At 70.3% G+C, this 23006-nt stretch carries 15 protein-coding genes; 7 read left to right on the forward strand and 8 right to left on the reverse strand.

The features are described from left to right. Positions 1-9 precede the first annotated feature (9 nt). Entirely contained in the window at positions 10-912 is a 903-nt protein-coding gene (locus OIE47_RS19360) for a Wzz/FepE/Etk N-terminal domain-containing protein (protein WP_326562885.1), read from the reverse strand. A gap of 61 nt (positions 913-973) precedes the next feature. Next, complete coding sequence (locus OIE47_RS19365; protein WP_326562886.1) at positions 974-2263, reverse strand: glycosyltransferase family 4 protein; 1290 nt, start codon at positions 2261-2263, stop codon at positions 974-976. A 459-nt stretch (positions 2264-2722) separates the two neighbouring features. On the opposite strand from OIE47_RS19365, the gene OIE47_RS19370 reads away from it, so the two are divergent. Both OIE47_RS19370 and OIE47_RS19375 read left to right on the forward strand, forming a co-directional pair. After that, positions 2723-6406: a PQQ-dependent sugar dehydrogenase gene (locus tag OIE47_RS19370; RefSeq protein WP_326562887.1), complete on the forward strand. Its 3684-nt coding sequence runs from the start codon at positions 2723-2725 to the stop codon at positions 6404-6406. Between the two features lie 576 nt (positions 6407-6982). Continuing rightward, positions 6983-10666, forward strand: a complete 3684-nt coding sequence (locus OIE47_RS19375) for a PQQ-dependent sugar dehydrogenase (protein ID WP_326562888.1) — start codon at positions 6983-6985, stop codon at positions 10664-10666. A 66-nt stretch (positions 10667-10732) separates the two neighbouring features. Here OIE47_RS19375 and OIE47_RS19380 read toward each other — a convergent pair whose 3' ends face one another. The 5 genes from OIE47_RS19380 to OIE47_RS19400 all read right to left on the reverse strand — a co-directional run bounded on the left by OIE47_RS19380 (position 10733) and on the right by OIE47_RS19400 (position 16050). Further along, positions 10733-11209: an HIT family protein gene (locus OIE47_RS19380; RefSeq protein ID WP_326562889.1), complete on the reverse strand. Its 477-nt coding sequence runs from the start codon at positions 11207-11209 to the stop codon at positions 10733-10735. A gap of 149 nt (positions 11210-11358) precedes the next feature. Then, positions 11359-12870, reverse strand: a complete 1512-nt coding sequence (locus OIE47_RS19385; RefSeq protein WP_326562890.1) for a lipopolysaccharide biosynthesis protein — start codon at positions 12868-12870, stop codon at positions 11359-11361. After that, positions 12870-13784, reverse strand: a complete 915-nt coding sequence (locus tag OIE47_RS19390) for a glycosyltransferase family 2 protein (protein WP_326562891.1) — start codon at positions 13782-13784, stop codon at positions 12870-12872. The genes OIE47_RS19385 and OIE47_RS19390 overlap by 1 nt, the downstream gene beginning before the upstream one ends. A gap of 59 nt (positions 13785-13843) precedes the next feature. After that, a complete protein-coding gene (locus tag OIE47_RS19395; protein ID WP_326562892.1) occupies positions 13844-15013 on the reverse strand; it encodes a methyltransferase domain-containing protein in 1170 nt (389 codons plus the stop codon). Continuing rightward, positions 15010-16050, reverse strand: coding sequence for an NAD-dependent epimerase/dehydratase family protein (locus OIE47_RS19400; protein ID WP_326562893.1), 1041 nt, complete (start codon positions 16048-16050; stop codon positions 15010-15012). The genes OIE47_RS19395 and OIE47_RS19400 overlap by 4 nt, the downstream gene beginning before the upstream one ends. Positions 16051-16228: 178 nt before the next feature. Between OIE47_RS19400 and OIE47_RS19405 the strand changes: the two genes are divergently transcribed. From OIE47_RS19405 to OIE47_RS19425, 5 genes are read left to right on the forward strand one after another with little or no spacing between them, the layout of a single operon-like run. Then, positions 16229-17536, forward strand: a complete 1308-nt coding sequence (locus OIE47_RS19405) for a class I SAM-dependent methyltransferase (protein WP_326562894.1) — start codon at positions 16229-16231, stop codon at positions 17534-17536. Further along, entirely contained in the window at positions 17536-18408 is an 873-nt protein-coding gene (locus OIE47_RS19410) for a sugar phosphate nucleotidyltransferase (protein WP_326562895.1), read from the forward strand. The genes OIE47_RS19405 and OIE47_RS19410 overlap by 1 nt, the downstream gene beginning before the upstream one ends. Further along, on the forward strand, positions 18408-19046 hold the full coding sequence (locus tag OIE47_RS19415; RefSeq protein WP_326562896.1) for a PIG-L deacetylase family protein: 639 nt from the start codon (positions 18408-18410) through the stop codon (positions 19044-19046). Before OIE47_RS19410 ends, OIE47_RS19415 begins: the two co-directional genes overlap by 1 nt. 22 nt (positions 19047-19068) lie before the next feature. Further along, complete coding sequence (locus OIE47_RS19420; RefSeq protein WP_326562897.1) at positions 19069-20370, forward strand: polysaccharide pyruvyl transferase family protein; 1302 nt, start codon at positions 19069-19071, stop codon at positions 20368-20370. Further along, positions 20367-21656, forward strand: coding sequence for a Coenzyme F420 hydrogenase/dehydrogenase, beta subunit C-terminal domain (locus OIE47_RS19425; protein WP_326562898.1), 1290 nt, complete (start codon positions 20367-20369; stop codon positions 21654-21656). Before OIE47_RS19420 ends, OIE47_RS19425 begins: the two co-directional genes overlap by 4 nt. Positions 21657-21665: 9 nt before the next feature. Here OIE47_RS19425 and OIE47_RS19430 read toward each other — a convergent pair whose 3' ends face one another. Next, positions 21666-22994 (reverse strand): hypothetical protein, encoded by a 1329-nt coding sequence (locus OIE47_RS19430; RefSeq protein ID WP_326562899.1) that lies wholly within the window; start codon positions 22992-22994, stop codon positions 21666-21668. Positions 22995-23006 lie beyond the last annotated feature (12 nt).

The raw sequence follows: 23006 nt of genomic DNA on the forward strand, positions 1-23006 counted from the left end.
GGGGCGTGGTTATTTGCCCGTGTCGTCGGCGGGACGGCGGACCGCTGTGAGCAGGATGGTGTCGTCGGACTGCGGTGCGCGGACGAAGTCCGCCGAGATGTGCGGCGCGCCGCTGGACCGGTCACCGGTGCCGGAGGTCGGCGCCGGGGCGCCGAGGTTGCCCACCACCTGCGTGGCGTCGCTGGAGTCCATGCTGCCCTTCGGCCCGGGGATCGGCCGTCGGGCGCCGCCGACCGTCGCCTGCCCGGCGTTCCAGGCCATCGACGGGCGCGTACCGTGCCGGTCGTCGCGCCGGGCGCGCTCCCGGCGGCGGACGATCGCGTCGTAACCGACGGCCGCCGCGGCGGCGAGCAGGAGGCCGATCGCGATCACCACGATCTGGGCGCGGAGCACGTTGGACCGGGACTGGACGATGTTCAGGCCCGGGTCGAGCACCTGGGTGGTGATCTGCTCGCCGGCCTTGGGCTTGTACTCGGCCTGCTTGCCGGCGACCTCGTCGCCGACCAGCTTGGTCACCGCGGTGACCGTGGCCAGCGCCTCGCCGTGGCTGGCGGCGGTCACGTCGATGGTCAGGATGGGACTGCGGTTGACCAGCCCGACCTCGTACTCGCTGTTGCCGCCGGCCGCCTCGACCTTGGCCCGGGCCTCGTGTGCGGAGATCGAGATCTGGACCGCCTGGGCCATCGCGTTCTCGCCGACCCGCAGCCACGGGTTACCCGGCTGGGGGCTGGCGTTCGGTGCGGGCGCGGCGGGGCTGGTCGTCGGTGGGACGAGCAGGACCGCGGCCGAGGTTTTGTATTCGGGTTGGATCACGACGCTGAGGGTGAATGCAGCCGCGAGGGTCAGGACCACGACCGGTGTCGTGACATACCATCGCCGAAACATGAGTTTCAGCAGGTCGAGAAGGTCCATCGATCGACCCCTTTGGGTGCGCGAACGGATGCGTCAGAGAAATGGCGAGGTTGGTCCGGACTCACGGGACCGCCTCTTTCGTACCATGTTGGGGCCCGGTCTGGCGTGCGGCATCCGTCCCGATTTTGGGTGAAACCGAGTTGTAACTCGCCGGGTTGCGCCGAAGCAACCGATCCCAGAGCCGGATGTACGCCTTCGCCTGATGGTCCCAGGCTAGCTGCTCGGTGAACCGACGCCGGGCAACCACGCTCATCGCGGCGCGGGCCGAGTCGTCGCCGAGTAGCTGGTCAAGGGCCTTGGCGAGCTCGTCGGGGGAGCCCGTGGGCACGTAGGTGGCCGCGCCCTCGGCGGTGCGCCGCGTCTCCAGCAGGTCCACCGCGACCACCGGAAGGCCGCGGGCGACGTATTCCACGGTTTTCGCCATCGTCGACAATTCAGCCATTCGGGTGGGTGGGTCCGGCTGAATGGCGATCGAAGCCGACCGCAGTAGTGCGTCGACCTCGTCGGCCTCCAGCCATCCGGTGAACCGGACCACATCGGAGATACCGCGTTGGCTGACCAGCTGGCGCAGTTCGGGGAGGCTGTCGCCGTCGCCGGCCACCACCATCCGCCAGTCCTCGGTGCCGCGCAGTCCGACCAGTCGCTCGGCGGCCAGCACCGCCGCGTCAACGTGATCCTGCGGGTTGATGACGCCGAGGTAGACGATGGTGTGCCGGTCCGGCGCGCCGGTCGCCGGATCCGTGGCGGCCGGTCCGACCTCGGCCACGGTGGGTCCATTGCGGACCACCACCACCCGCTCCGGATCGCACCCGCCCCGGCTGATCGCGAGTTCCCGGTACGACTCGTTGGTCGAGACCACGGCCGAGGCGCAGCGCCAGGAGAGCTTCTCGAACAGTCGCAGGACCCGCAGCACGGCCGGCCGGGGCGAGCCCGGCTTGCACTCGTACAACTCGGGGCTCAGGTCGTGGTGGTCGAAGACGAACGGCCGGCCGAGGGCCCGCATCAGGAGGGCGACCGGCCAGAACACGTCCGGCGGGTTGCACGCCTGCACGGCGTCAACCCGCTCGCGCAGCATGATCCCGAGCAGTCGGGTGGTGACCGCGATCAGGGCCCAGGCGAACTCGGCGGCGAAGGAGAGCACCCCGGAACCGGCCAGCGGTTGGGGGAAGGACCGGATCGCGGTGCTCGCGGATCCGGGTAAATGGGTCAACCGCCCTGGGCCGCGTGGGCAGATCACGGTGACCCGGTAACCGGCGGCTTCCAGCGCCAGGCACTCCCGGATCACTCGGCGGTCCCGTTCCACGGGCAGGTTGACCACCACGATGACGACATGTGGACGTGGGTTGGCCATCCCCGACTCCGATCCGCGCAGCTCGGACGACGTTTCCGATGGACGGTCGCGGCGTACGGACGCCGCGACCGGGTGGCCCCCGGGTACCGGGAGACTGTTCTACCGAAAGATTTCCCTACTGGCGCAGGATGGGCAAGCAGCGGCGATTCGCGAGTGATGTCGACTTAATTACAAGGCGGAGGCCGATCGGCCGATTGCTCTTTCATGCGTTCATCCGGACTTCATCAGTACGTACGGGTTACGTCGGCACTGGCAATCACCTGCCGTTTCCCGGCCGGCCTGCTGAAACATCCATCCGGTCGAAAGGGCCGCTCAGTCGGCTTGAGTCGGGAGTCGGAAGAGGGCATTTGTAAATGTTGATGTGATGGCTACCCTGTGCCTGCGGTCGTCCGGCTGGCACCGGCGGCCGTACGCGGTACGCGGCCCGCGTACTCCGGTGGGGGTGTGGGGAGGGGTGCGATGACGCGTCTGCGTCGAGTCATGCGACTGGCCCTGGTGGGGGCTCTGCTGGGCAGCGTGCTGGCACCGTTGCGGGCAACCGTGGCGGAGGCGGTCACGCTGCCCAGCGGATTCCAGGAACAGATCGTCTTCAGTGGGCTCAATCAGCCGACGAACATCGAGTTCGCCCCGGACGGGCGGATCTTCGTGGCGGAGAAGGGTGGGCGGATCAAGGTCTTCGACGACCTGGCCGACCCGACCGCGACCGTGTTCGCCGACCTCTCCACGAACGTGCACAACCAGTGGGACCGGGGCCTGCTCGGGCTGGCACTGCCGCCGGACTTCCCGACGACCCCGTGGGTGTACGTGCTCTACACGTACGACGCGCCGCCCGGGCAGACCGCCCCGGTCTGGAACGACACCTGCGGTGACGCCAACAACGGCCGCTGCATCGTCACCGGCCGGCTGTCCCGTCTCCAGGCCAGCGGCAACGTGATGACCGGCACCGAGCAGGTGCTGATCCACGACTGGTGCCAGCAGTACCCCAGCCACTCGGTCGGCGACCTGCGCTTCGGTGCCGACGGCATGCTCTACGCCAGCGCGGGTGACGGCGCCAGCTTCAGCGCCACCGACTACGGGCAGCTCGGCAGCCCGGCCAACCCGTGCGGTGATCCGCCGGGTGGGGCGATGACCCCGCCGACCGCACAGGGCGGCGCGCTGCGCGCCCAGGACGTACGGACCACCGGCGACCCGACCGGCCTGGACGGCGCGGTGCTGCGGCTGAACCCGGCCACCGGCGCCGCCGCGGCAGGCAACCCGCTGATCGCCTCGCCCGACCTCAACGCCCGCCGGATCGTCGGGCAGGGGATGCGGAACCCGTTCCGGTTCACCATGCGTCCCGGCACCAACGAGGTGTGGCTCGGCGACGTCGGCTGGAACGTCTGGGAGGAGATCGACCGGCTGGTCAGCCCGACCGGTGGGGTGACCAACTTCGGCTGGCCCTGTTACGAGGGCGCCGCGCGGATGTCGAGCTACGACAACGCCAACCTCAACCTCTGCGAGACGCTCTACAGCGGCGCCGGCCAGACCGCGCCCTTCTACACGTACAACCACAGCGCGGCGGTGGTGCCGGGGGAGAACTGCGCCGCCGGTGGCGACGCGATCTCCGGCCTGGCGTTCTACCCGACCAGCGGCGGCAACTACCCGGCGTCGTACGCCGGTGCGCTGTTCTTCGCCGACTACTCGCGCAACTGCATCTACGCGATGCGCCCGACCACCCCGGGTGGGCTGCCCAGCCCGACCAACATCGAGGCGTTCGGTCAGGCCGCGGCGAACCCGACCGACCTGGCCATCGGTCCGGGCGACGAGCTCTACTACGTCGACCTGGGCGGCGGTACGGTCCGGCGGATCCGCTACTTCCCCGGCAACCAGCCCCCGACCGCCGTGATCTCCGCCCAGCCCACCTCGGGCACCGCCCCGCTGACGGTCACCTTCGACGGCACCGGCTCCGGCGACCCGGACCCGGCGGACGAGGGCCGGCTGACGTACAGGTGGGACTTCACCGACGACGGCACGGTCGACGCCACCACCCCGACCGCCAGCTTCACCTACACCGGCACCGGGACCCACACCGCGCGGCTGACCGTCACCGACACGCTGGGCGTCTCGGCCAGCACGACCGTGACCATCCAGCCGGGCAACAGCGCACCGACCGCGGTGCTGGACTCCCCGACCGCGGGGACGACCTGGAAGGTTGGCGACACGCTCGGCTTCGCCGGCCACGCCACCGACCCGCAGCAGGGCTCGGTGCCGGCGGCGGGGCTGCGGTGGCGGCTGCAGATGGAGCACTGCGAGTCGGTGGGCAACTGCCACACCCACCAGCTCCAGGAGTGGACCGGGGTGACGTCCGGCTCGTTCGTGGCACCGGATCACGAGTACCCCTCGTACCTGGAGTTGGAACTCACCGCCACGGACGCCGACGGGCTGTCCAGCACGGTGGTCCGCCGGCTCGACCCGCAGACCGTGGACCTGACCTTCGCCAGCAACCCGGCCGGGCTCCAGCTCAGCGTCGGGCCGACGGCCGGGACCACCCCGTTCACCCGTACGGTGATCGTCGGCTCGACGAACACGGTCAGCGCGCCCAGCCCGCAGAGCGCCAACTCGCAGACGCACACGTTCGCGAGCTGGTCCGACGGCGGGGCGGCGACGCACGTGATCACCGCGCCGGCCGGTGCGGCCACCTACACGGCGGCGTACACCAGCATCGAGGGATGCGCCGACAGCTTCGGCTACACCTGCGCCACGACCACCACCCGACCGTTCGAGCCGGCCGACGACACGGTGCTCCCGCTCACCGGCGACGAGGGCGTCGCCCAGGTCAACCTGCCGTTCGGCTTCCCGCTCTACGGGGAGACGCACGGCACCGCCTGGGTGTCGATCAACGGTTTCCTCTCCTTCGCCGATCCGGCGTCGGGGGCCCCGGTGAACGGTCCGGTGCCGAGCGCCGATCCGCCGAACGCGGCGATCTACCCGTTCTGGGACGACCTCGTGCAACGGGCCGACTCCACCGTCCGTACCGCGGTCCTCGGTACGGCGCCGAACCGGCGGTTCGTGGTCGAGTGGCGCAACAGTGGCCTGTACGGCTCCTCCTCGGCCCGGATCACCTTCGAGGCGGTGCTCACCGAGCAGGGTGAGATCACCTTCAGCTACGCGGACCTGGCCGGGAACGGGCGGGAGCAGGGCGACTCGGCGACCGTGGCGATCGAGGACGGCGCCGGTGCGGTGGCGCTGAGCCACTCCACCAACCAGCCGGTGCTGCGCAACGGCACCTCGGTGGTCTTCACCCCGCCGGGTGTCACCCCGCCACCGACCACCGGCACCCTGTCCGGGGTGGTGACGGCGCTCGGCACCGGTCTGCCGGTGGCCGGGGCGACGGTCACCCTCACGCCCGGCGGGCGGACGGCGACGACCGGGGTGAACGGCTCCTACAGCCTGGCCGGGCTGGCACCGGGTGCCTACACCGTCTCCGGTTCGGCTCTCGGCGGGCTGCTCTCCGGCTCGACCCAGGTCACCGTCACGGCCGGCGGTACGCACACCGCCAACCTCGCGCTGACCCTGCTGGTGGGGGAGGAGGGCGGCTACGCCAAATCGACCGAGACCCGGGCGTTCGTCCCGGCGGAGGGTTCGCTGGTGCCGTTGACCGGTGACGACTCGGTGGCCCAGGTGGCGTTGCCGTTCCCGTTCACCTTCTACGGTCAGCCGTACAGCTCGGCGTGGGTGTCCAGCAACGGGTTCCTCTCGTTCACCGACCCGAGCGGCCCCCAGCCGGTCAACACGGGGGTGCCGGCGGCGGCGGTGCCGAACGCGGCGCTGTACCCGTTCTGGGACGACCTGGTGATCCGCGCGGACACCACGGTCCGTACCGCGGACATCGGTACGGGTGCGGACCGGAAGTTCGTGCTGGAGTGGCGCAACGTCGGGATGTACGGGTCGGCGTCGGCCCGGATCACGGTGGAGGCGGTTCTCTCCGTCGATGGTGAGATCGCGTTCAACTACGCGGACCTCGCCGGCACGAAACCGGCCGAGTTGGGTGGTGGCGCGACGGTGGGAATCGAGAACCCGGCCGGTACGGCAGCGGTCCAGCACTCGTTCGACCAGCCGGCGCTGGCCAACGGTACCGCCGTCGTGTTCCGTCCGGTCGACTGATTCGATACTCGGCCGACCAGGGCAGCTGACCGTTCGTTAAGTCGATCCGGTTGGCTGCCCCGGTCGGTCGGCGAACCGACAGTCCGTCGTGATTGATTCCGGTACTTCTTAGGCGGCATCATTTCGGCGGTCACCAGGTGGGCAAGGGTGTACGCCGGGCCAGGTCGGAGAAGTTACGAAGTTTCGGAAACCTCCGGACTGGATAACCCGGAAGTCACGGAAATGTGCCAACGGCAACACGGTAAGTGACGCAGGTGGTGGGGGGTGGTCCCGCACCTACCGTCCTCATTGGACGATGCCGATCGCCGATGTCGATATAGTGACGCCGGTCCGAAGTGGAGCCGCGTTTTCAGCGGGTCGACCGGACAACGTGGTTCGACTGACCGGGCGCCAATTCAGGCCGCTAAGGGGGGCGAACAGTGGATCGCCGACTGACAGTCTGACGGCGGCCCCCCAAGCGGAGGTTCGGTATCCGCCGGATGTTTCCGCGGACATTGCCGTGCCGCGCCGTGAGATAGGAGAGCAGCGATGCCGAAGCTATTCCGGCGCGCACTGTCAATGGTGTTAGCGCTGGTCATGAGTTTACCTGTGGTGACCGGGTTACTACTCGACACCGAAAAGCCCGCAGCCGCCATCCCGCCCGGTTTCACCGAGCAGGTGGTCTTCACCGGGCTGACCCGACCGACCAAAGTGGTCTTCTCGCCGGACGGGCGGATTTTCATCGCCCAGAAGAACGGCCAGATCAAGGTCTACGACAGTACCTCCGACACCACCGCCACGATCTTCGCCGACCTCCGGACGAACGTGTACGACTACGAGGACTTCGGTCTGATCGGGCTGGCCCTGCCACCGAACTTCCCGGCGGACCCGTACGTCTACGTCAGCTACAGCTACGACGGCGTGATCGGGGGCACCGCACCGAGGTACAACGACACCTGTTCGGTCACCGGCAACTGCATGTCCAGCGCCCGGGTCTCCCGGCTGCAGGCCAACGGCAACGTGATGACCGGCACCGAGCAGGTCCTCCTGCACGACTGGTGCCAGCAGATCGAGTCGCACTCGATCGGCGAGCTGAACTTCGGCCCGGACGGCGCGCTCTACGTCACCGGCGGCGAGGGCGCGTCGGCCACCTTCACCGACTACGGCCAGGCCGGCAACCCCACCAACCCGTGCGGCGACCCGCCCGCGCCGGCCGGTGGCCCGCAGACCCCGCCGACCAGCGAGGGCGGCGCCCTGCGTTCGCAGGACATCCGCACCTCCGGTGACCCGACCGGGCTCTCCGGCACCCTGATCCGGATCAACCCGGCGACCGGCGCGGCGATGCCGGACAACCCGCTGGCCAACAGCACCGACCCGAACAACCGGCGGATCCTGGCGCACGGCCTGCGCAACCCCACCCGGTGGACCTTCCGGCCCGGCACCAGCGACGTCTGGATCGGCGACGTCGGCTGGCGTACCTGGGAGGAGATCAACAAGATCCCCAACCCGGCCGCCGGACCGCTGCGCAACTACGGGTGGCCCTGCTACGAGGGGAACGCGACGCAGGGCGGCTACAACTCGGCCAACCTCACCCTCTGCGAGAGCCTCTACAGCGCCCCCGCCGGCACCGTCACCCCGCCGTACTACACGTACGCGCACAGCCAGGTGGTGGCCGCCGGAGACGGGTGCCCGACCGGTGGCTCGGCACCGTCCGGCGTCGCCTTCTACCCGGCGACCGGCGGCAACTACCCGGCGTCGTACGCCGGGGCGCTGTTCTTCGCCGACTACTCCCGCGAGTGCATCTGGGCCATGCGCGCCGGCGCCAACGGCGAGCCCGACCCGGCCAGCATCATCCCGTTCTCCAGCACCGTCTCCGGCCCCGTCGACCTGGAGGTCGGGCCGGACCAGGACCTCTACTACGTCGACCTGACCGGTGGCACGGTCCGCCGCTTCCACTACAGCTCGGGCAACCAACCCCCGGCCGCGGCGATCAACGCGACCCCGGTCTCCGGCAACGCGCCGCTGCGGGTGAACTTCGACGCGTCCGGCTCGACCGACTCCGACCCCGGTGACATCCTCAGCTACCAGTGGGACTTCACCAACGACGGGACCGTCGACTCGACCGCCACCAGGACCAGCTTCACGTACACCAGCACGGGTACGTACACCGCGCGGTTGCGGGTGTCCGACATCGGTGGCGCAAGCGACACCAAGACGATCCAGATCAGGGTCGGTACCAACGCCCCCGAGCCGGTGATCGACACGCCTCTGTCCTCGTTCAACTGGCAGGTTGGGCAGACCGTCAACTTCTCCGGGCACGCCAGCGACCCGCAGGAGGGCAACCTCGGACCGGGCGCGCTGCACTGGGAACTGATCAACCGGCACTGCTACGCGGCCGACAACTGCCATACCCACCCGGTGCAGAACCTGACCGGGGTGGCGTCCGGCTCCTTCGTGGCGCCGGATCACGAGTTCCCGTCGTACCTGGAACTGACCCTGACCGCGACCGACAGCGGCGGGCTGAGCGGAAGCACGACGGTCCGCCTCGACCCGCGTACGGTCAATCTCAACCTGGCCAGCAGCCCCAGCGGGCTGACCCTGAACGTCAACGGCGCGGACGTGACCACCCCGGCGACCCGGCAGGTCATCGTCGGCTCGACGAACACGGTGAGCGCACCGACGCCGCAGGCGGTCGGCGCCTCGACGTTCGACTTCGACCGCTGGTCGGACGGCGGGGCCCGGACGCACGTGGTGACCGCTCCGGCGACCGATACCACCTACACCGCGACCTACACGGCCGACTACGGCGACGGGGACTGCGGTGACACCTTCGGTTACACCTGCACCACCGCCACCGGCCGGGCGTTCGTCCCGGTCGACGGCGCGGTGCTGCCACTGACCGGGGACGAGGCGGTCACCCAGGTCACGTTCCCGTTCCCGATCCCGTTCTACGGGCAGAGCTACACCAGTGCCTGGGTCGACGTGAACGGCAAGATCTCGTTCACCGACCCCGGACCGTCCCCTCGGGGCATCAACTCCCCGATCCCGGAACCGGGCGTACCCAACGCCGCGATCTACCCGTTCTGGGACGACCTGTTCGCACGGGCCGACTCCACGGTGCGGACCGGTGTGGTCGGCACGGCACCGAACCGCCAGTTCGTGGTGGAGTGGCGCAACAGCGGCATGTACGGCTCCTCGTCGGCCCGGGTGACCTTCGAGGCGCTCATCTCCGAGACCGGGCAGATCACCTTCAACTACGCCGACCTGGCCGCCAGCAAACCGGCGGAACTCGGCGGTGGCGCCACGGTCGGCATCGAGAACGCCGCCGGCACCGTCGCCGTCCAGTACGGCATCAACCAGCCGTTGCTGGCCAACGGCAAGGCCGTCATCTTCACCCCGCCGAACGGCGGCCCTCCGCCGGAGCCGGAACCGCCGACCACCGGCACCGTGACCGGCACCGTCACCAGGGCCGCCGGTGGTACGGCGGTGTCGGGTGCGACAGTGACCCTGTCGCCGGGCGGCCGGTCGACGACCACCGCGGCGAACGGGTCGTACACCCTGACCGGGGTGGCGCCGGGAACGTACTCGGTTGCCGGCACGGCCACCGGTGACCTGACCGGGTCGGGTTCGGTGACCGTGGTCGCCGGCAGCACCCACACGGTCAACCTGTCGCTGGCCGCCCCGCCGGAGGAGCCACCGCCGACCGGTGACGGCGACTACACCAAGTCGACCGAGACCCGGCCGTTCGTGCCGGCGGAGGGCGCCCTGCTGCCGTTGACCGGCGACGACGCCGTGGGCGAGGTGACGTTGCCGTTCGCCTTCCCGTTCTACGGGCAGACGTACAACTCGGCCTGGGTGTCCAGCAACGGGTTCCTCTCGTTCGTCAACCCGAGCGGCGCCCAACCGGTCAACACGGCGGTACCCGACGCGGCGCCGCCGAACGGGGCGGTGTACCCGTTCTGGGACGACCTGGTGATCCGCGCGGACAGCACGATCCGTACCGCCGCGATCGGTACGGGCGCGGACCGCAGGTTCGTGGTCGAGTGGCGCAACATCGGCATGTACGGGTCGTCGTCGGCCCGGATCACGGCCGAGGCGATCCTCTCGGTCAACGGCGAGATCGCGTTCCACTACGCCGACCTGGCCACCACCAAGCCGACCGAGTTGGGCGGCGGGGCGACGGTCGGGATCGAGAACCCGGCCGGTACGGCGGCCGTGCAGCACTCGTACAACCAGCCGATCCTGGTCAACGGCACAGCGATCGTCTTCCGCCCCGAGTAGATCGTCTTCCGCCCTGAGTAGCAGAGAGGGCCCTTCCCACCGTTTCCGGGCGGGGAGGGCCCTCTCTTAGCGGCCGGCCTGACCCGCCTGACCCGACAGGTGTCCGGCCAGCGCCTCGGCCAGTTCGTCCATCCGCTCGGCGCCTACCCGTGCACCCTCGTCGGCGCCCAGTAGCCGGAACACCCCTGGCCCACGCTGGTCCGCCGGCAGGTCGGCCATCCGGGGCACCACATGGAAGTGCACGTGGCCGAACCCCTCCGCCTCGGCGAACTGGACCACGTACGTCTTCCGGCAGCCGGTCACGGCGTGCAGGGCACGGGAGAGCCGTACCTGCCACGTACCGAGGCCGGCCGCCTCGGCGTCGGTGAGATCGGCGATCGTGGTCACGTGCCGGCGGGGAAGCAGCACGAGCCAGCCCGGCAGCGCCGTGGCGAACGCGTGTGCCACCCGCCAGTGCTCGTCCGCACCGATCCGTTCCCGTACCGGCAGCGCATCGAGCCGCCGCTCGTTCCCACACGAATAGCACCCATCCCCGCCACCCATTCCCCGCCGCCTCCCACCCGCACCGCCAGAGATTCCGGGACCACTCTTGTAGAGAATGAGTGGTTTCGCAGCCCCGGATTGCCCCTCTTTCTCTACAAGAGGCGCCGCGGCGCGTGGCGCGTGGCGGCGGCGCGTGGCGCGGGTGGGGGTCAGCGGGTGGGGCGGCGGAGGCGGGTGAAGATCAGTTGGCGGGCGCGGCGGTCGGTGCTCAACAGCAGGGTGGCGGCGACCAGACCGGCGGCGGCGCCGAGGACGAACACGCCGAGCAGCGGATGGAGGTCGTTGACCCCGATCCGGTCGGTGGCCAGCGGGGTCAACGCGGCGCCGGCCGCGGCCAGCAGCGCCGGCAGGGTGGGCACGAGGAACCGGATCACCGAGGCACCGATGGCCCGGCGGACGGTGACCCAGACGGAGACGGCGTTGACCACCAGTTGCATGGCGATTCCGGCGATGGCGACCGCGCTGGCCTCGGTGACGTCGTTGCGCCCGTCGAGCAGGGTGCCGACCGCGGCCAGGGTCGCCACCCCGAGGATGCCCCGGGTCCAGAGGATCGCGGCGAGCTTCGCCGGCTGCCCGATCGCCTGCAGCGCCGGGCCGAGCAGGACGCCGTACACGTTGATCGCGCCGAAGAGGCAGAGCAGCCGGAGCGGGATCTCGGTGCCGGCCCACTCCGGGCCGAGGAAACCCACCAGCGGGTTCGCGGTGGCGGCGAGGATCCCGAGGACCGGCAGGCCGGCGATCGCGCCGAGGTGTTGCAGCTTGGTCAGGTGGACCGCGAACGCCTCCCGGTCCTCCTGCAGGCGCGACAGCGACGGGAGCGCGACCTGTTGCAGCGACCGGACCGTGACGTCGACCAGCATGTCCGGCAGTCGCGCGGCCAGCCGGTAGATGCCGGTGGCGACCGGACCGAAGAAGATGCCGGTGAAGATGATGTCGGCCTTGGAGCTGAGCATGAGGCCGAGTCCGGCGTTCGCGGAGTGGGCGGAGAAGGCCCACAGGTCGCGGATGGCCCCGAGCCGGGGCCGCCGGCTCGGTCGCCACGGGCAGACCGTCCAGAGCACGATCAGGCTGACCACGGAGGTGGCCAGTTGCTGCGCCACCAGGGCCCAGATGCCCGCGCCGGCCAGGGCGAGCGAGATACCGACGACGCCGCTGATGGCGGCGGCCAGCAGGGTACGGATGGCAACCGACCGGAACTGGAGGTCGCGGCGGAGCACCGCCTCCGGCACGATGGCCAGTCCCTGGAGCAGGACGAGCGGGGAGAGTGCGAGGCAGACCTCGGTCAACCCGTCCGGGCTGCCGTTGATGAGCGACCAGACCGGGCTGAGCGCGGCGGTGAGCGCGCCGACGCCGAGGCCGGCGAGCAGGGTCACGCCGAAGGCGGCGTCGAGGTGCTCGGGGGTGAGCTTGTCCCGCTGCACGATCGCCGAGACCAGCCCTTGCTGGATGATCGTCTGGGCGATGGTGATGAAGACCGTGGCCATCGCGACCAGCCCGAACTCGTTCGGCCCGAGCAGCTTCGCGAGCAGGAACGTGACCACGATCGAGGAACCGACCCGGCCGGCGGTGAGCAGGTATGACCAACCGATCGCCGACCGTACCCGGCCACGCGACGGGGCTGGCGGGGACTCGACGGGTGCGTCGGGCGTTGTGCTGACCACTAGGCGTTTCCCTTGGCCGTGCTGGCCCTCGATCGGCGGCTGAGCCGGCGGCGCCAGCGGCCGAGAAGCACCCGGACCCGTCGGGCCCACCAGGCGCCGAGGAAGGCGAAGGCGGAGCTGATCCGGGTACCCAGGGGGTCGTCGCCGGTCAGCAGCGTACGCAGTGTTTCCAGCAGCATCCGCTGCCGGGGTGCCCGGACCTTGCCGCTGTCCTGGGCGTACCAGGAGAGGGCGGAGGCGGGGGTGGAGTCCTTGGCCTGCCGGCTGGAGGCGCCGTGCATCCGGCGCAGGAACAGCGGCTGGTCCACCTCGTGGATCTCGCCGAGCCGGGCGACCTCGGCGACCAGGGTGTAGTCGGAGGAGAGGAACGGCCGGATCATGCCGGTACGGCGCAGGGCGGCGAGCCGGAAGACGCCGAAGTGGGCGTGGCAGAGGTTGATGTTGCTGGCCACCCCGGCGACCCGTCGCCAGGGGCGGTGATCGCGCAGGTCCAGCCGGTCGGCGTACGGACCGATCACCGAACCCTCCTCGTCGATCAGCACCGTACGAGGATAGGCGAGCACGGCCTGTGAGCCTGCGACGTCCAGCGCCGCCACGCAGGTGCTCAGGAACGTCGGCAGACAGACGTCGTCGTACGCCACCCACTTGAACAGTTCGCCCCGGGCGAGTTGGGCGACCCGGGCGTAGTTGACGTGGCCGCCGAAGTTGCGCGGGTTCTGGAAGAGCCGGAACCGTTGGTCGGCCGCGGCGTAGCGCTGGCAGATCTCCCAGGTCCGGTCGGTGGAGGCATTGTCACTCACGATGATCTCGAAGTCCTGGTAGTCCTGCGCGAGCAGCGCGTCCAGGCATCCTTCGAGGTACCGCTCGGCGTTGTAGAGGGGAACGCCGAGACTCACCCGGGGCGCTCCGTCCATCACTCTCCTCAGCTTCGAGTGATCGTGGATGAATGTCGGTGTGATCCGGTGCCCGTTGATCAGGCCACCATCAGTTCGGCCTCGACGCCGAGTTCGCGGAGCGCGGCGCCGATCTCGTTCCGGTAGGCGGGGTTGGTGATGATCACCGCACGGGTGCCCAGCTCGGTCAGGCTCGCAGGGGAGCCTACCTCGTGTCCGGTCACCGGCAGGTATCTGCCCCATTTGCGTGGGTTGACATCGACCACCGCGGCGAGCCGGCCGTCCGGGTCGGCGAGGTGCAGGAACTGCACGCCGCGCGAACCGGCGCCCCAGAGCACCGGTCGGTCACCGGCGGCGAGCAGCCGGTCGATGGTGGACCGCCAGTGCTCCCGTTCGGCGGCGTGCCGGGCGGCGAAACCGGCGATCGACTCCAGTTGCCGGTCCCGGTCCGCCGGACCGGGCAGCTCCCGCGAATCCGTGGTCGCCGGTACGTTCACCGCGATCTCCACGAACCGGAACATGCCGGAGAAGAGGGGACCGGTGTCGGTCACCTGCCACCCGGCCCGTTCGACCACCCGGCGCAGGGAGTAGGCGTCGAAGTAGGACACGTGCGGATAGATCACCTCCCACCCGGCGGTGGCGAGGTCGTAGCAGGCGTCGGGGACCTCCAGGTAGCCGCGTACCGGCCGGTCGCCGGCCAGCTCCCGGAGGCGGACCAGGAAGCCGTACGGGTCGTCCAGGTGCTCGAACCAGTGCCGGGAGGTGACGAAGTCGAAGACCGGGGTGCTGTCGTCCAGTGGTGCGTGCCCGGCGTGGAAGGTCGCGCCGGACGGGTCCGGTCCGACCGGGCCGGCGTACATCGCGTCGTAACCGTGGCCCCGGCATCCCGCCACGTGGCACAGCTCGCGGAGGAACTCACCCTGGCCGCAACCGATGTCCAGCACCGTCGCGCCGGCCAGCGGGTAGCGCTGGGCCAGGTGCTTGACCAACTCGGCGGAGAAGGTCTGGAACGCCGGGGAGTGGTGCAGGTTGGTGTCCATGGTGGTGTCGTAGACCAGCGCGGCCGGGTCGAAGGCGAGGTTGCGCACGTACGCGCACTCGGGACAGTAGGCCAGTTCCATCCCGCCCAGCGGCGAGGCGAGCGCCTCCTCCCGGCTGGCCCAGTGCACCCCGCAGAACACCGGGATCGCACCGAGGTCGGCGAACGGGACGAGGGCGGCGCCGCCGCACGCGTCGCAGGTCCGGCTCACGCGGGCACGCCGGCGGCCCAGCGCAGTTGCGCGTCCAGCCGGCCCGCGCCCTGGAGGGCCTGGATCCGGCGCAACCGCTGGTGTCGCTCGCCCCGGAACACCTCGATCGTCAGCCCGTGCCGCTGGTACGCCTCGACCAGTTCCTCGATGCCCTTGCGTACGGTCCAGCGGGGCTGGAAGCCGGGCACCTCGGCGGCGATCAGGTCGCAGCTCACCCGGTAGTTGCGGGAGTCCGTCGACGCGCCACCGGCGAACGTGACGGTGGATCCGTCGACCACCTCGGCGACCAGTTCGGCGACGTCCCGGATCAGGTAGTTCTCGGTGCTGACGCCGACGTTGTACGCCTTGCCGTGCACCTGCTCGCGAGGTGCCTCCAGCAGGGCCAGGAACGCGGCGCAGATGTCCTCGGCGTGCACCAGCGGGCGCCAGGCGGTGCCGTCGGAGAGGAGCCGGACCTCGCCGGTGAGCAGTGCGCTCGCGGTCAGGTCGTTCACCACCAGGTCGCCGCGGAGCCGGGGGGAGAAGCCGTACGCGGTGGCGTTGCGCAGGAAGACGGGGGAGAAGCTGTCGTCGGCCAGCGCGGTCAGGCCCTGCTCGGAGAGGATCTTCGACTCGCCGTACGGGGTGACCGGTGCGAAGCCGGCGTTCTCGTCCAGCGGCCGGTCGTCCAGTCCGGCGCCGTAGAGGCTGCACGACGAGGAGAAGAGGAACCGGGTCACCCCGGCGGCCTTGGCCGCCTCGGCCAGTCGGACCGTGGCCCGATGGTTGACGTCGTACGTCAGTTCGGGGTTGAGGTTGCCGATCGGGTCGTTGCAGAGGGCCGCCAGGTGGCAGACCGCGTCGAAGCCGGCCAGGTGCTCCGGCCGTACGTCGCGCAGGTCCAGCCGGAGGGACGGCACCTCGGCGGGCGCCGGGCCGAGCAGGCAGTCGGCGAACAGGTCGGTGTCGAGACCGGTGACCTGGTGGCCCGCGGCCTGGAGCAGCGGAGTCAGCACACTGCCGAGGTAGCCGTGATGACCGGTGACGAGAACGCGCACGGCAAAGCTCCCGAGGGTCCGCGGGGGTGAGAAGGCAGAGTTTATGAGGGCCGAGTGATCACCACTGAGTAGTGTCGGACTTTTTACTGAAAGCCCCGGTCGGAAAGCGCCGGAACTAGCGTGGCCGAAGCGTGCTGGCGGGCGCCGCGCGAGGTGGCGAACAATCGGGGTGGATCGCATGACCATTGCGGAATGTCGGCTCTGTGGCACGGCATTGACCGAGACGTTCGTGGACCTGGGGATGTCGCCGCTCTGCGAGAGCTACCTGACCGAGGAGCGGCTGGACAGCGCCGAGACGTTCTACCCCTTGCATGTACGGATCTGTTCCAGTTGCCTGCTCGTGCAACTGCCGGCATACGTGCCGGGAGAGGACATTTTCTCCGACTACGCCTATTTCTCCTCCTATTCCGATTCGTGGGTGGCGCACGCCAAGCGGTACGCCGACGCGATGATCGATACGCTCGGCCTCGGTCCGGAGAGTCTGGTCACCGAGGTGGCGAGCAACGACGGCTACCTGCTCCAGCACTTCGTCGCCCGGGGCGTCCCGGTGCTCGGGGTGGAGCCGGCGGCGAACATCGCCGAGGTGGCCCGCGCCAAGGGGATCCGTACCGAGGTGCACTTCCTGGGTGCCGGGACCGGTGCCGACCTGGCCGCCCGGTACGGCCGGGCCGACCTGGTCGCCGGCAACAACGTCTACGCGCACGTGCCGGACCTGATCGGGTTCACCGCCGGGCTGGCCGCGCTGGTGAAGCCGAGCGGGCTGGTGACGCTGGAGTTCCCGCACCTGCTCCGGCTGATCGAACGCCGGCAGTACGACACCATCTACCACGAGCACTACCAGTACCTCTCGCTGCTCACCGCGCAGCGTGCGCTGGCCACCGCCGGGCTGGCCGTCGCCGACGTCGAGGAACTCTCCTCGCACGGTGGCTCGCTGCGGGTGCACGCCCGGCCGGCGACCCTGTCCGCGGCCACGGCGGTCGCCGCCGAACCGGGCCGTTCCGGGGCGGTGGAGGGTTCCGCCTGGGTGCCGTCGAGCCTGGGGTGGGAACCGTCGAGCAACGTCAAGTCGGTGCTGGAGGCGGAGGCAGAGGCCGGGCTGCACACGCTCGACGGGCACCGTGGCTTCGCCGAGGCGGTCTTCACCATCAAGCGCAACCTGCTCGACTTCCTGCTCACCGCGCGGGCCGAGGGCAAGCGGGTGGTCGGGTACGGGGCGCCGGGCAAGGGCAACACCTTGCTCAACCACTGCGGTATCCGGTCGGACCTGCTGGCGTACACGGTCGACCGGAGTCCGTACAAGCAGGGCAGATTCCTTCCGGGGACGCACATCCCGATCCACGCGCCGGAACGGCTGGCGCAGGATCGTCCCGACTACGTCCTGGTCCTGCCCTGGAACCTGCGTACCGAGATCTCCACCCAGCTGGCGTACGTCCGCGAGTGGGGCGGCCGGCTCGTCTACCCCATCCCGGAGCTTGAGGTGGTCTGATGAAGGTCGTCCTGTTCTGCGGCGGACTGGGAATGCGCATGCGGGAGGGTGCCGCGTCGGCGCCCAAACCGATGGCGATGATCGGTGACCGGCCGCTGCTCTGGCACGTCATGCGATATTATGCCCACTTCGGACATACCGACTTCATTCTCTGTCTGGGGTACGGTGCCGCGGCGGTCAAGGACTACTTCCTGCACTACGACGAGACGCTCTCCAACGACTTCACCCTCACCATGGGCGGTCGGGACGTACGTCTGTTCGCCACCGACATCACCGACTGGAACATCACCTTCATCGACACCGGACTCGGCGCGACCATCGGCGAGCGGCTGATGCGGGTACGCAGGCACGTCCAGGACGAGGAGATGTTCCTGGCCAACTACGCCGACACGCTCACCGACGCGCCCCTGCCCGCGATGATCGACCGGTTCCGGGCCTCGACCGCCACGGCCAGCCTGCTCGCCGTACCGGTGCAGTCGACCCACCACGTGATCGACATCGACGAGTCCGACCAGGTACGCCGGGTCCGGCCGATCCGCGAGCTGATGCAGTGGGAGAACGGCGGCTACTTCATCCTCCGGCCGGGGATCTTCGACGAGCTGCGCGAGGGTGAGGACATGGTCCCGCACGCCTTCGACCGGCTGCTGCCGAGGCGGGGGTTGATGGCCCAGCGCCACAACGGGTTCTGGCGGGCCGCCGACACCTTCAAGGACCGGGCCGAGCTGGAGGAGCTCTACCACTCCGCCCGCTGCCCGTGGATGCTCTGGGACGCACACCGGCACGGCGGTCCGGTGAGCCCGGCCCCGTTCGACGGCCACATCGACACCCCGGCCGAGCATGCCGGTCCCGGCACCCCCGCGTTGATCCACTGATGGGGTCGCTGCGGCTGGGCGAGGTCCGATCGCTGGTCCTGGTCGGGGCGCACCCCGACGACATCGAGATCGGCGCCGGCGGGCTGCTGCTCGCGCTCGGCGCGGCCAACCCCGGCCTGCGGGTCCACTACCTGCTACTCACCGGTACGCCGGACCGGCAGGCCGAGGCGCGCTCGGCCGCCGGGGCCTTCCTGCCCACCGCCCGGATCGACTTCGACCTGCACCAACTCCCCGACGGCCGGGTGCCCGCGCACTGGGAGCAGGCAAAAGAGATCGTCAATGCGGCAGCCGCCGCGACCAGCCCCGACCTGGTGGTGGCGCCGGCCCCGGACGACGCCCACCAGGATCATCGGACCCTGGCCGAACTGGTACCCACCTCATTTCGCCGCGCGTCGGTGTTGCACTATGAAATCCCCAAGTGGGACGGTGACCTGGGCCGGCGGAACATTTACCTGCCGCTCACGGACGAGCAGGCCCGACGCAAGGTGGAGCTGCTACACACCAGTTACCCGTCCCAGAAGGACCGGGACTGGTGGGACGACGAGGTCTTCCTCGGGCTGGCCCGGCTGCGGGGCATGGAATGCCGATCCCGGTACGCCGAGGCGTTCCGGTGTGAGAAAGCGGTAATCGAGTTATGACCCAGCACAGCGAGCCGGCCCGATGAGCGGCGAGGTGCTTTCCGCCTGCCTGTTCGGCGTACCCGGATCCCACCTCAACCTCGGCGTGGGCGCGCTGCGCGCGGCCACCCTCGGCGGGTTGCTGGCCCGGGAGCCGCAGGCCGACGTCACCGTCTTCGACGACGGCTGGGGCCAGCGGTCCGGGCACGCCTTCGTCGGCGGCCGACCGGTGTCGATCTCGCTTGCCGGCGCCCGGCACTCGCGCCGGTACCACCGCCCCGAGTCGTACCTGAACATGCGGGTCAGCGCCGCCCTCGGCGGGTTCGGCAACTCCGGGGTGGCGAAGATCGACCGGGCCGACGTGGTGCTCGACGTCAGCGGCGGGGACAGCTTCAGCGACATCTACGGCGAGCACCGGTTCCGTACGGTGGCCTGGCCGAAGCGGCTCACCCTGCTGCGCCGCCGCCCACTGGTGCTGCTGCCGCAGACCTACGGGCCGTTCCGCTCGGACCGGATCCGGGCCGAGGCCGCTGCGCTCATCCGGGGGGCCGCGATGGCCTGGGCCCGCGACCCGGAGAGCTACGTCGCCCTGAGCGACCTGCTCGGAGCCGACCTGGACCCGACCCGGCACCGCGAGGGGGTCGACGTCGCCTTCGCGCTGGAGCCGCGCCAGCCGGACCAGCCCGCCCTGGACACCCTGAACCGGTGGTTCGACGCGGCCCCCGGCCCGGTGATCGGGATCAACATCAGCGGCCTGATGGCCCGCGCCGAGGGCCGGACCCAGTTCGGCCTGGCAGCGGACAGCGCCGAGGTCGCCCGCCGGCTCTGCGAACGCCTGCTCGACGAACCGGACACCCGCGTGATCATCGTGCCGCACGTGCGCAGCCCGCACGGTGCCGACGACGACACCACGGCGAGCGAGCGGCTGCATGCCGCGCTGGTCGGCAGGTACGGCGACCGGATCACGGTCAGCCCGGCCGGTCTCGACCCGCACCAGAGCAAGTGGGTGATCGCCCGGACCACCTGGTTCTGCGGGATGCGGATGCACGCCACCATCGCCGCCCTCTCCTCCTGCGTACCGGTGGCGAACATCGCGTACAGCCTGAAGGCGCGCGGGGTCTTCGCCAGCGTGGGCCAGGAGCGGCACGTGGCCGACGCCCGCAAGCTCGCCGACGACGACCTGCTCGACGCCCTCTGGAGGTCCTGGACCTCCCGCGCCGAGACCGCGGTCGAACTCACCGAATGGATCCCGGCGGCGATCGGTCGGGCCGGCGAGCAGATGGACGAGATCGTCGCCGTCGCCCGCGCCGAGCGGGCCCGGCGTACCACGGGAGCGCGACGGTGAGCCGGCCGCAGACCGTACACGACGTCGCCGCGCACAAGCTCTGCACCGGGTGCGGGGTCTGCGCGTACCTCGCCCCGGACGAGATCCGGATGGTCGACGTACTCGACCAGGGGCGCCGACCGATCCCGATCACGCCGGTCGGCGGCCCGAGCACCGGCGCCGCCGCCGCGCTGGCCTGCTGCCCCGGCGTCAAGCTGGAACACGAGGCGAGCGCGCCCGCACCGGGTGAGATCCCCGAGCTGCGGGCCGCCTGGGGCCCGGTCCGCAAGATCTGGGAGGGGTACGCCGGAGACCCGCAGATCCGGTTCGCCGGGTCCAGCGGCGGGGTGGCCACCGCGCTGGCCGCGTACTGCCTGGAGTACGAGGGGATGGCCGGGACGCTGCACATCGGCGCCCGAGCGGACGTGCCGTACCTGAACGAGACCCGGTTGTCGCGCAGCCGCGACGAACTGCTCGCCAACGCCGGCTCCCGGTACGCCCCGGCCAGCCCGGCCGACCGGCTGGAGCTGATCGAGTCGGGCGAGACCCCGTCGGTGTTCATCGGCAAGCCCTGCGACGTGGCGGCGGTACGGATGGCCCGCCGGGTCCGGCCCGCGCTGGACGCCCGGGTCGGGCTGACCATCGCCGTCTTCTGCGCCGGCACCCCGAGCACCGAGGGCACCCTGGAGATGATGCGCAAGCTCGGGGTGACCGACCCGGACCGGGCGGAGTCGGTGCACTACCGGGGCAACGGGTGGCCGGGGCTGGCCCGTACCCGGATGGTGGACGACCCGCCGGGGCAGGAGCGGACGCTCACCTACGAGCAGTCCTGGGGCGAGATCCTCCAGAAGCACCGGCAGTGGCGCTGTTACCTCTGCGCGGACCACACCGGCGAGTTCGCCGACGTGGCCGTCGGTGACCCGTGGTACAGGCCGACCGGCGACGATCCGGGGCGCTCCCTGGTGCTCGCCCGCACCGAGCGGGGCGTACGCCTGGTCGAGGCGGCCATCGCGGCCGGTGCGCTGGTGCTGGAGCCGGTGGCGGCCGAGATCCTGCCGGCTTCGCAGCCGAACCTGCTCCGGGCACGTGGTGCCGTCTGGGGACGGATGAGTACGCTGCGCGCCGCCGGCCTGATGACCCCCCGGCTGCGCCGGCTGCCGATGGCCCGGATGTGGTTCCGGCACCTCTCCACCAGGGAGAAGCTCCAGTCGACCGTCGGTACGGTGCGCCGGATCAAACGCAAGCGGCTCCGCGAACCGGCCGACCTGACCCCGTACCGGGACCAGCACCGCTCGTTGCACGACTGACCGGAAGGGTCAGCGGACCACCGGCTGTCCGCTGTCGAACCAGACGTTGCTGCCCCGGTCCCAGGTGATGCCGGCCTGTTCGGACCGGGCGATGACGCCGAAGCGGAAGTCGCGCCCGAACCGGTTGCCACGGATCACGATGTTCGACCCGACCAGGTCGTCCCTGACCCCGATCGAGTAGTTGCCGCCGTTGCAGTAGTTCTCCTCGACCAGCAGGTTGTTCACCGAGTCGCTGGTGGTCGAACCGATCATGATGCAGGCGTTCGACGGGTCCTTGGTGTTCGGGTCGTGCGGTTCCAACCGGTTGTGCCGGACCACGATGTTGCTGCCGCCGGTGGTCTGGAGGGTGTCGTTGTGCGAGTCCGGCACCCGCGACAGGTCGTGGATCCAGGAGTCGATGATGGCGGTGTTCGCACTGAGCCGGGGACCGTCGATGACGTGGTGGATGTTCACCCGGCGCAGGGTGTAGTTGGCGCAGCAGACCGCGGCCGAGTTCTTCCCCATGCCGTTGATCTCCACGTTCTCCACCACCAGGTCGCTGGCCGTGTCGTAGGTCCGGATGGAGAAGGTGGCGCTGTCACAGGTGATCCGCGAGTTCCGGATGGTCACGTTCTTCGCCCGTACGGTCACGCACCCGGTGATGTCGAGGTTGCTGATCACCACGCCCGGCTCGCGCAGGTCCAGTGAACTGGACGGCCGCAGCACCGTCCCGGCAGGTACGCCGGTGGTGTCCGGTCCCGGCCAGTAGCTCATCGGGGTGGGCGCGCCGGTGACACTCTCACCGGCGGCCGGTGGGTCGGTGCCGAAGTCCATCGGGCTGGGTGCGACGGTGGCCGGCTTGCGCTCCTCCCGGGCGAAGGGTCGACCGTTCGCGGTCGAGTCGAGGATCGTCGCGGGGGCGTCGGCGCGCTGTTCGAACGCCTGACGGCACCCGTCGACCCGGACCCGGACGGCCGAGTAGCCGCCGGGCACGATGCCGTCGGTCCGGTTGTCGGCGCAGTCGATCCGGGTGTCCTCGATGACGGTGTTGCGTACCCCGTCGCGGATCCGGACGGCGGCGGCACCGCCGGCACGGATGGTGATCCGCCGGAGGGTGACGTGGTCCGCCGCGATCTCGACCGGACGGTTGATCGTCTGTCCCCAGAGGACGGTGTTCGGCTGGTCCAGCACGAGTGGTCCGTCCCGTCCCGGCCCGGCGAGCGTGACGATCAGGTAACCGGTGCCGATGACCACGGCGAGGCAGATCCCGATGACCACCACGAGCAGGGGACCACGCCGGGGTGATCGCGGCGGCGGTTCCTCCGAGGGTGCCGGTGGTAGCGATTCGACACCGGTCATCAACGCCCCCCT

This window comes from Micromonospora sp. NBC_01796 (genome assembly GCF_035917455.1).
Lineage (GTDB): Bacteria > Actinomycetota > Actinomycetes > Mycobacteriales > Micromonosporaceae > Micromonospora_G.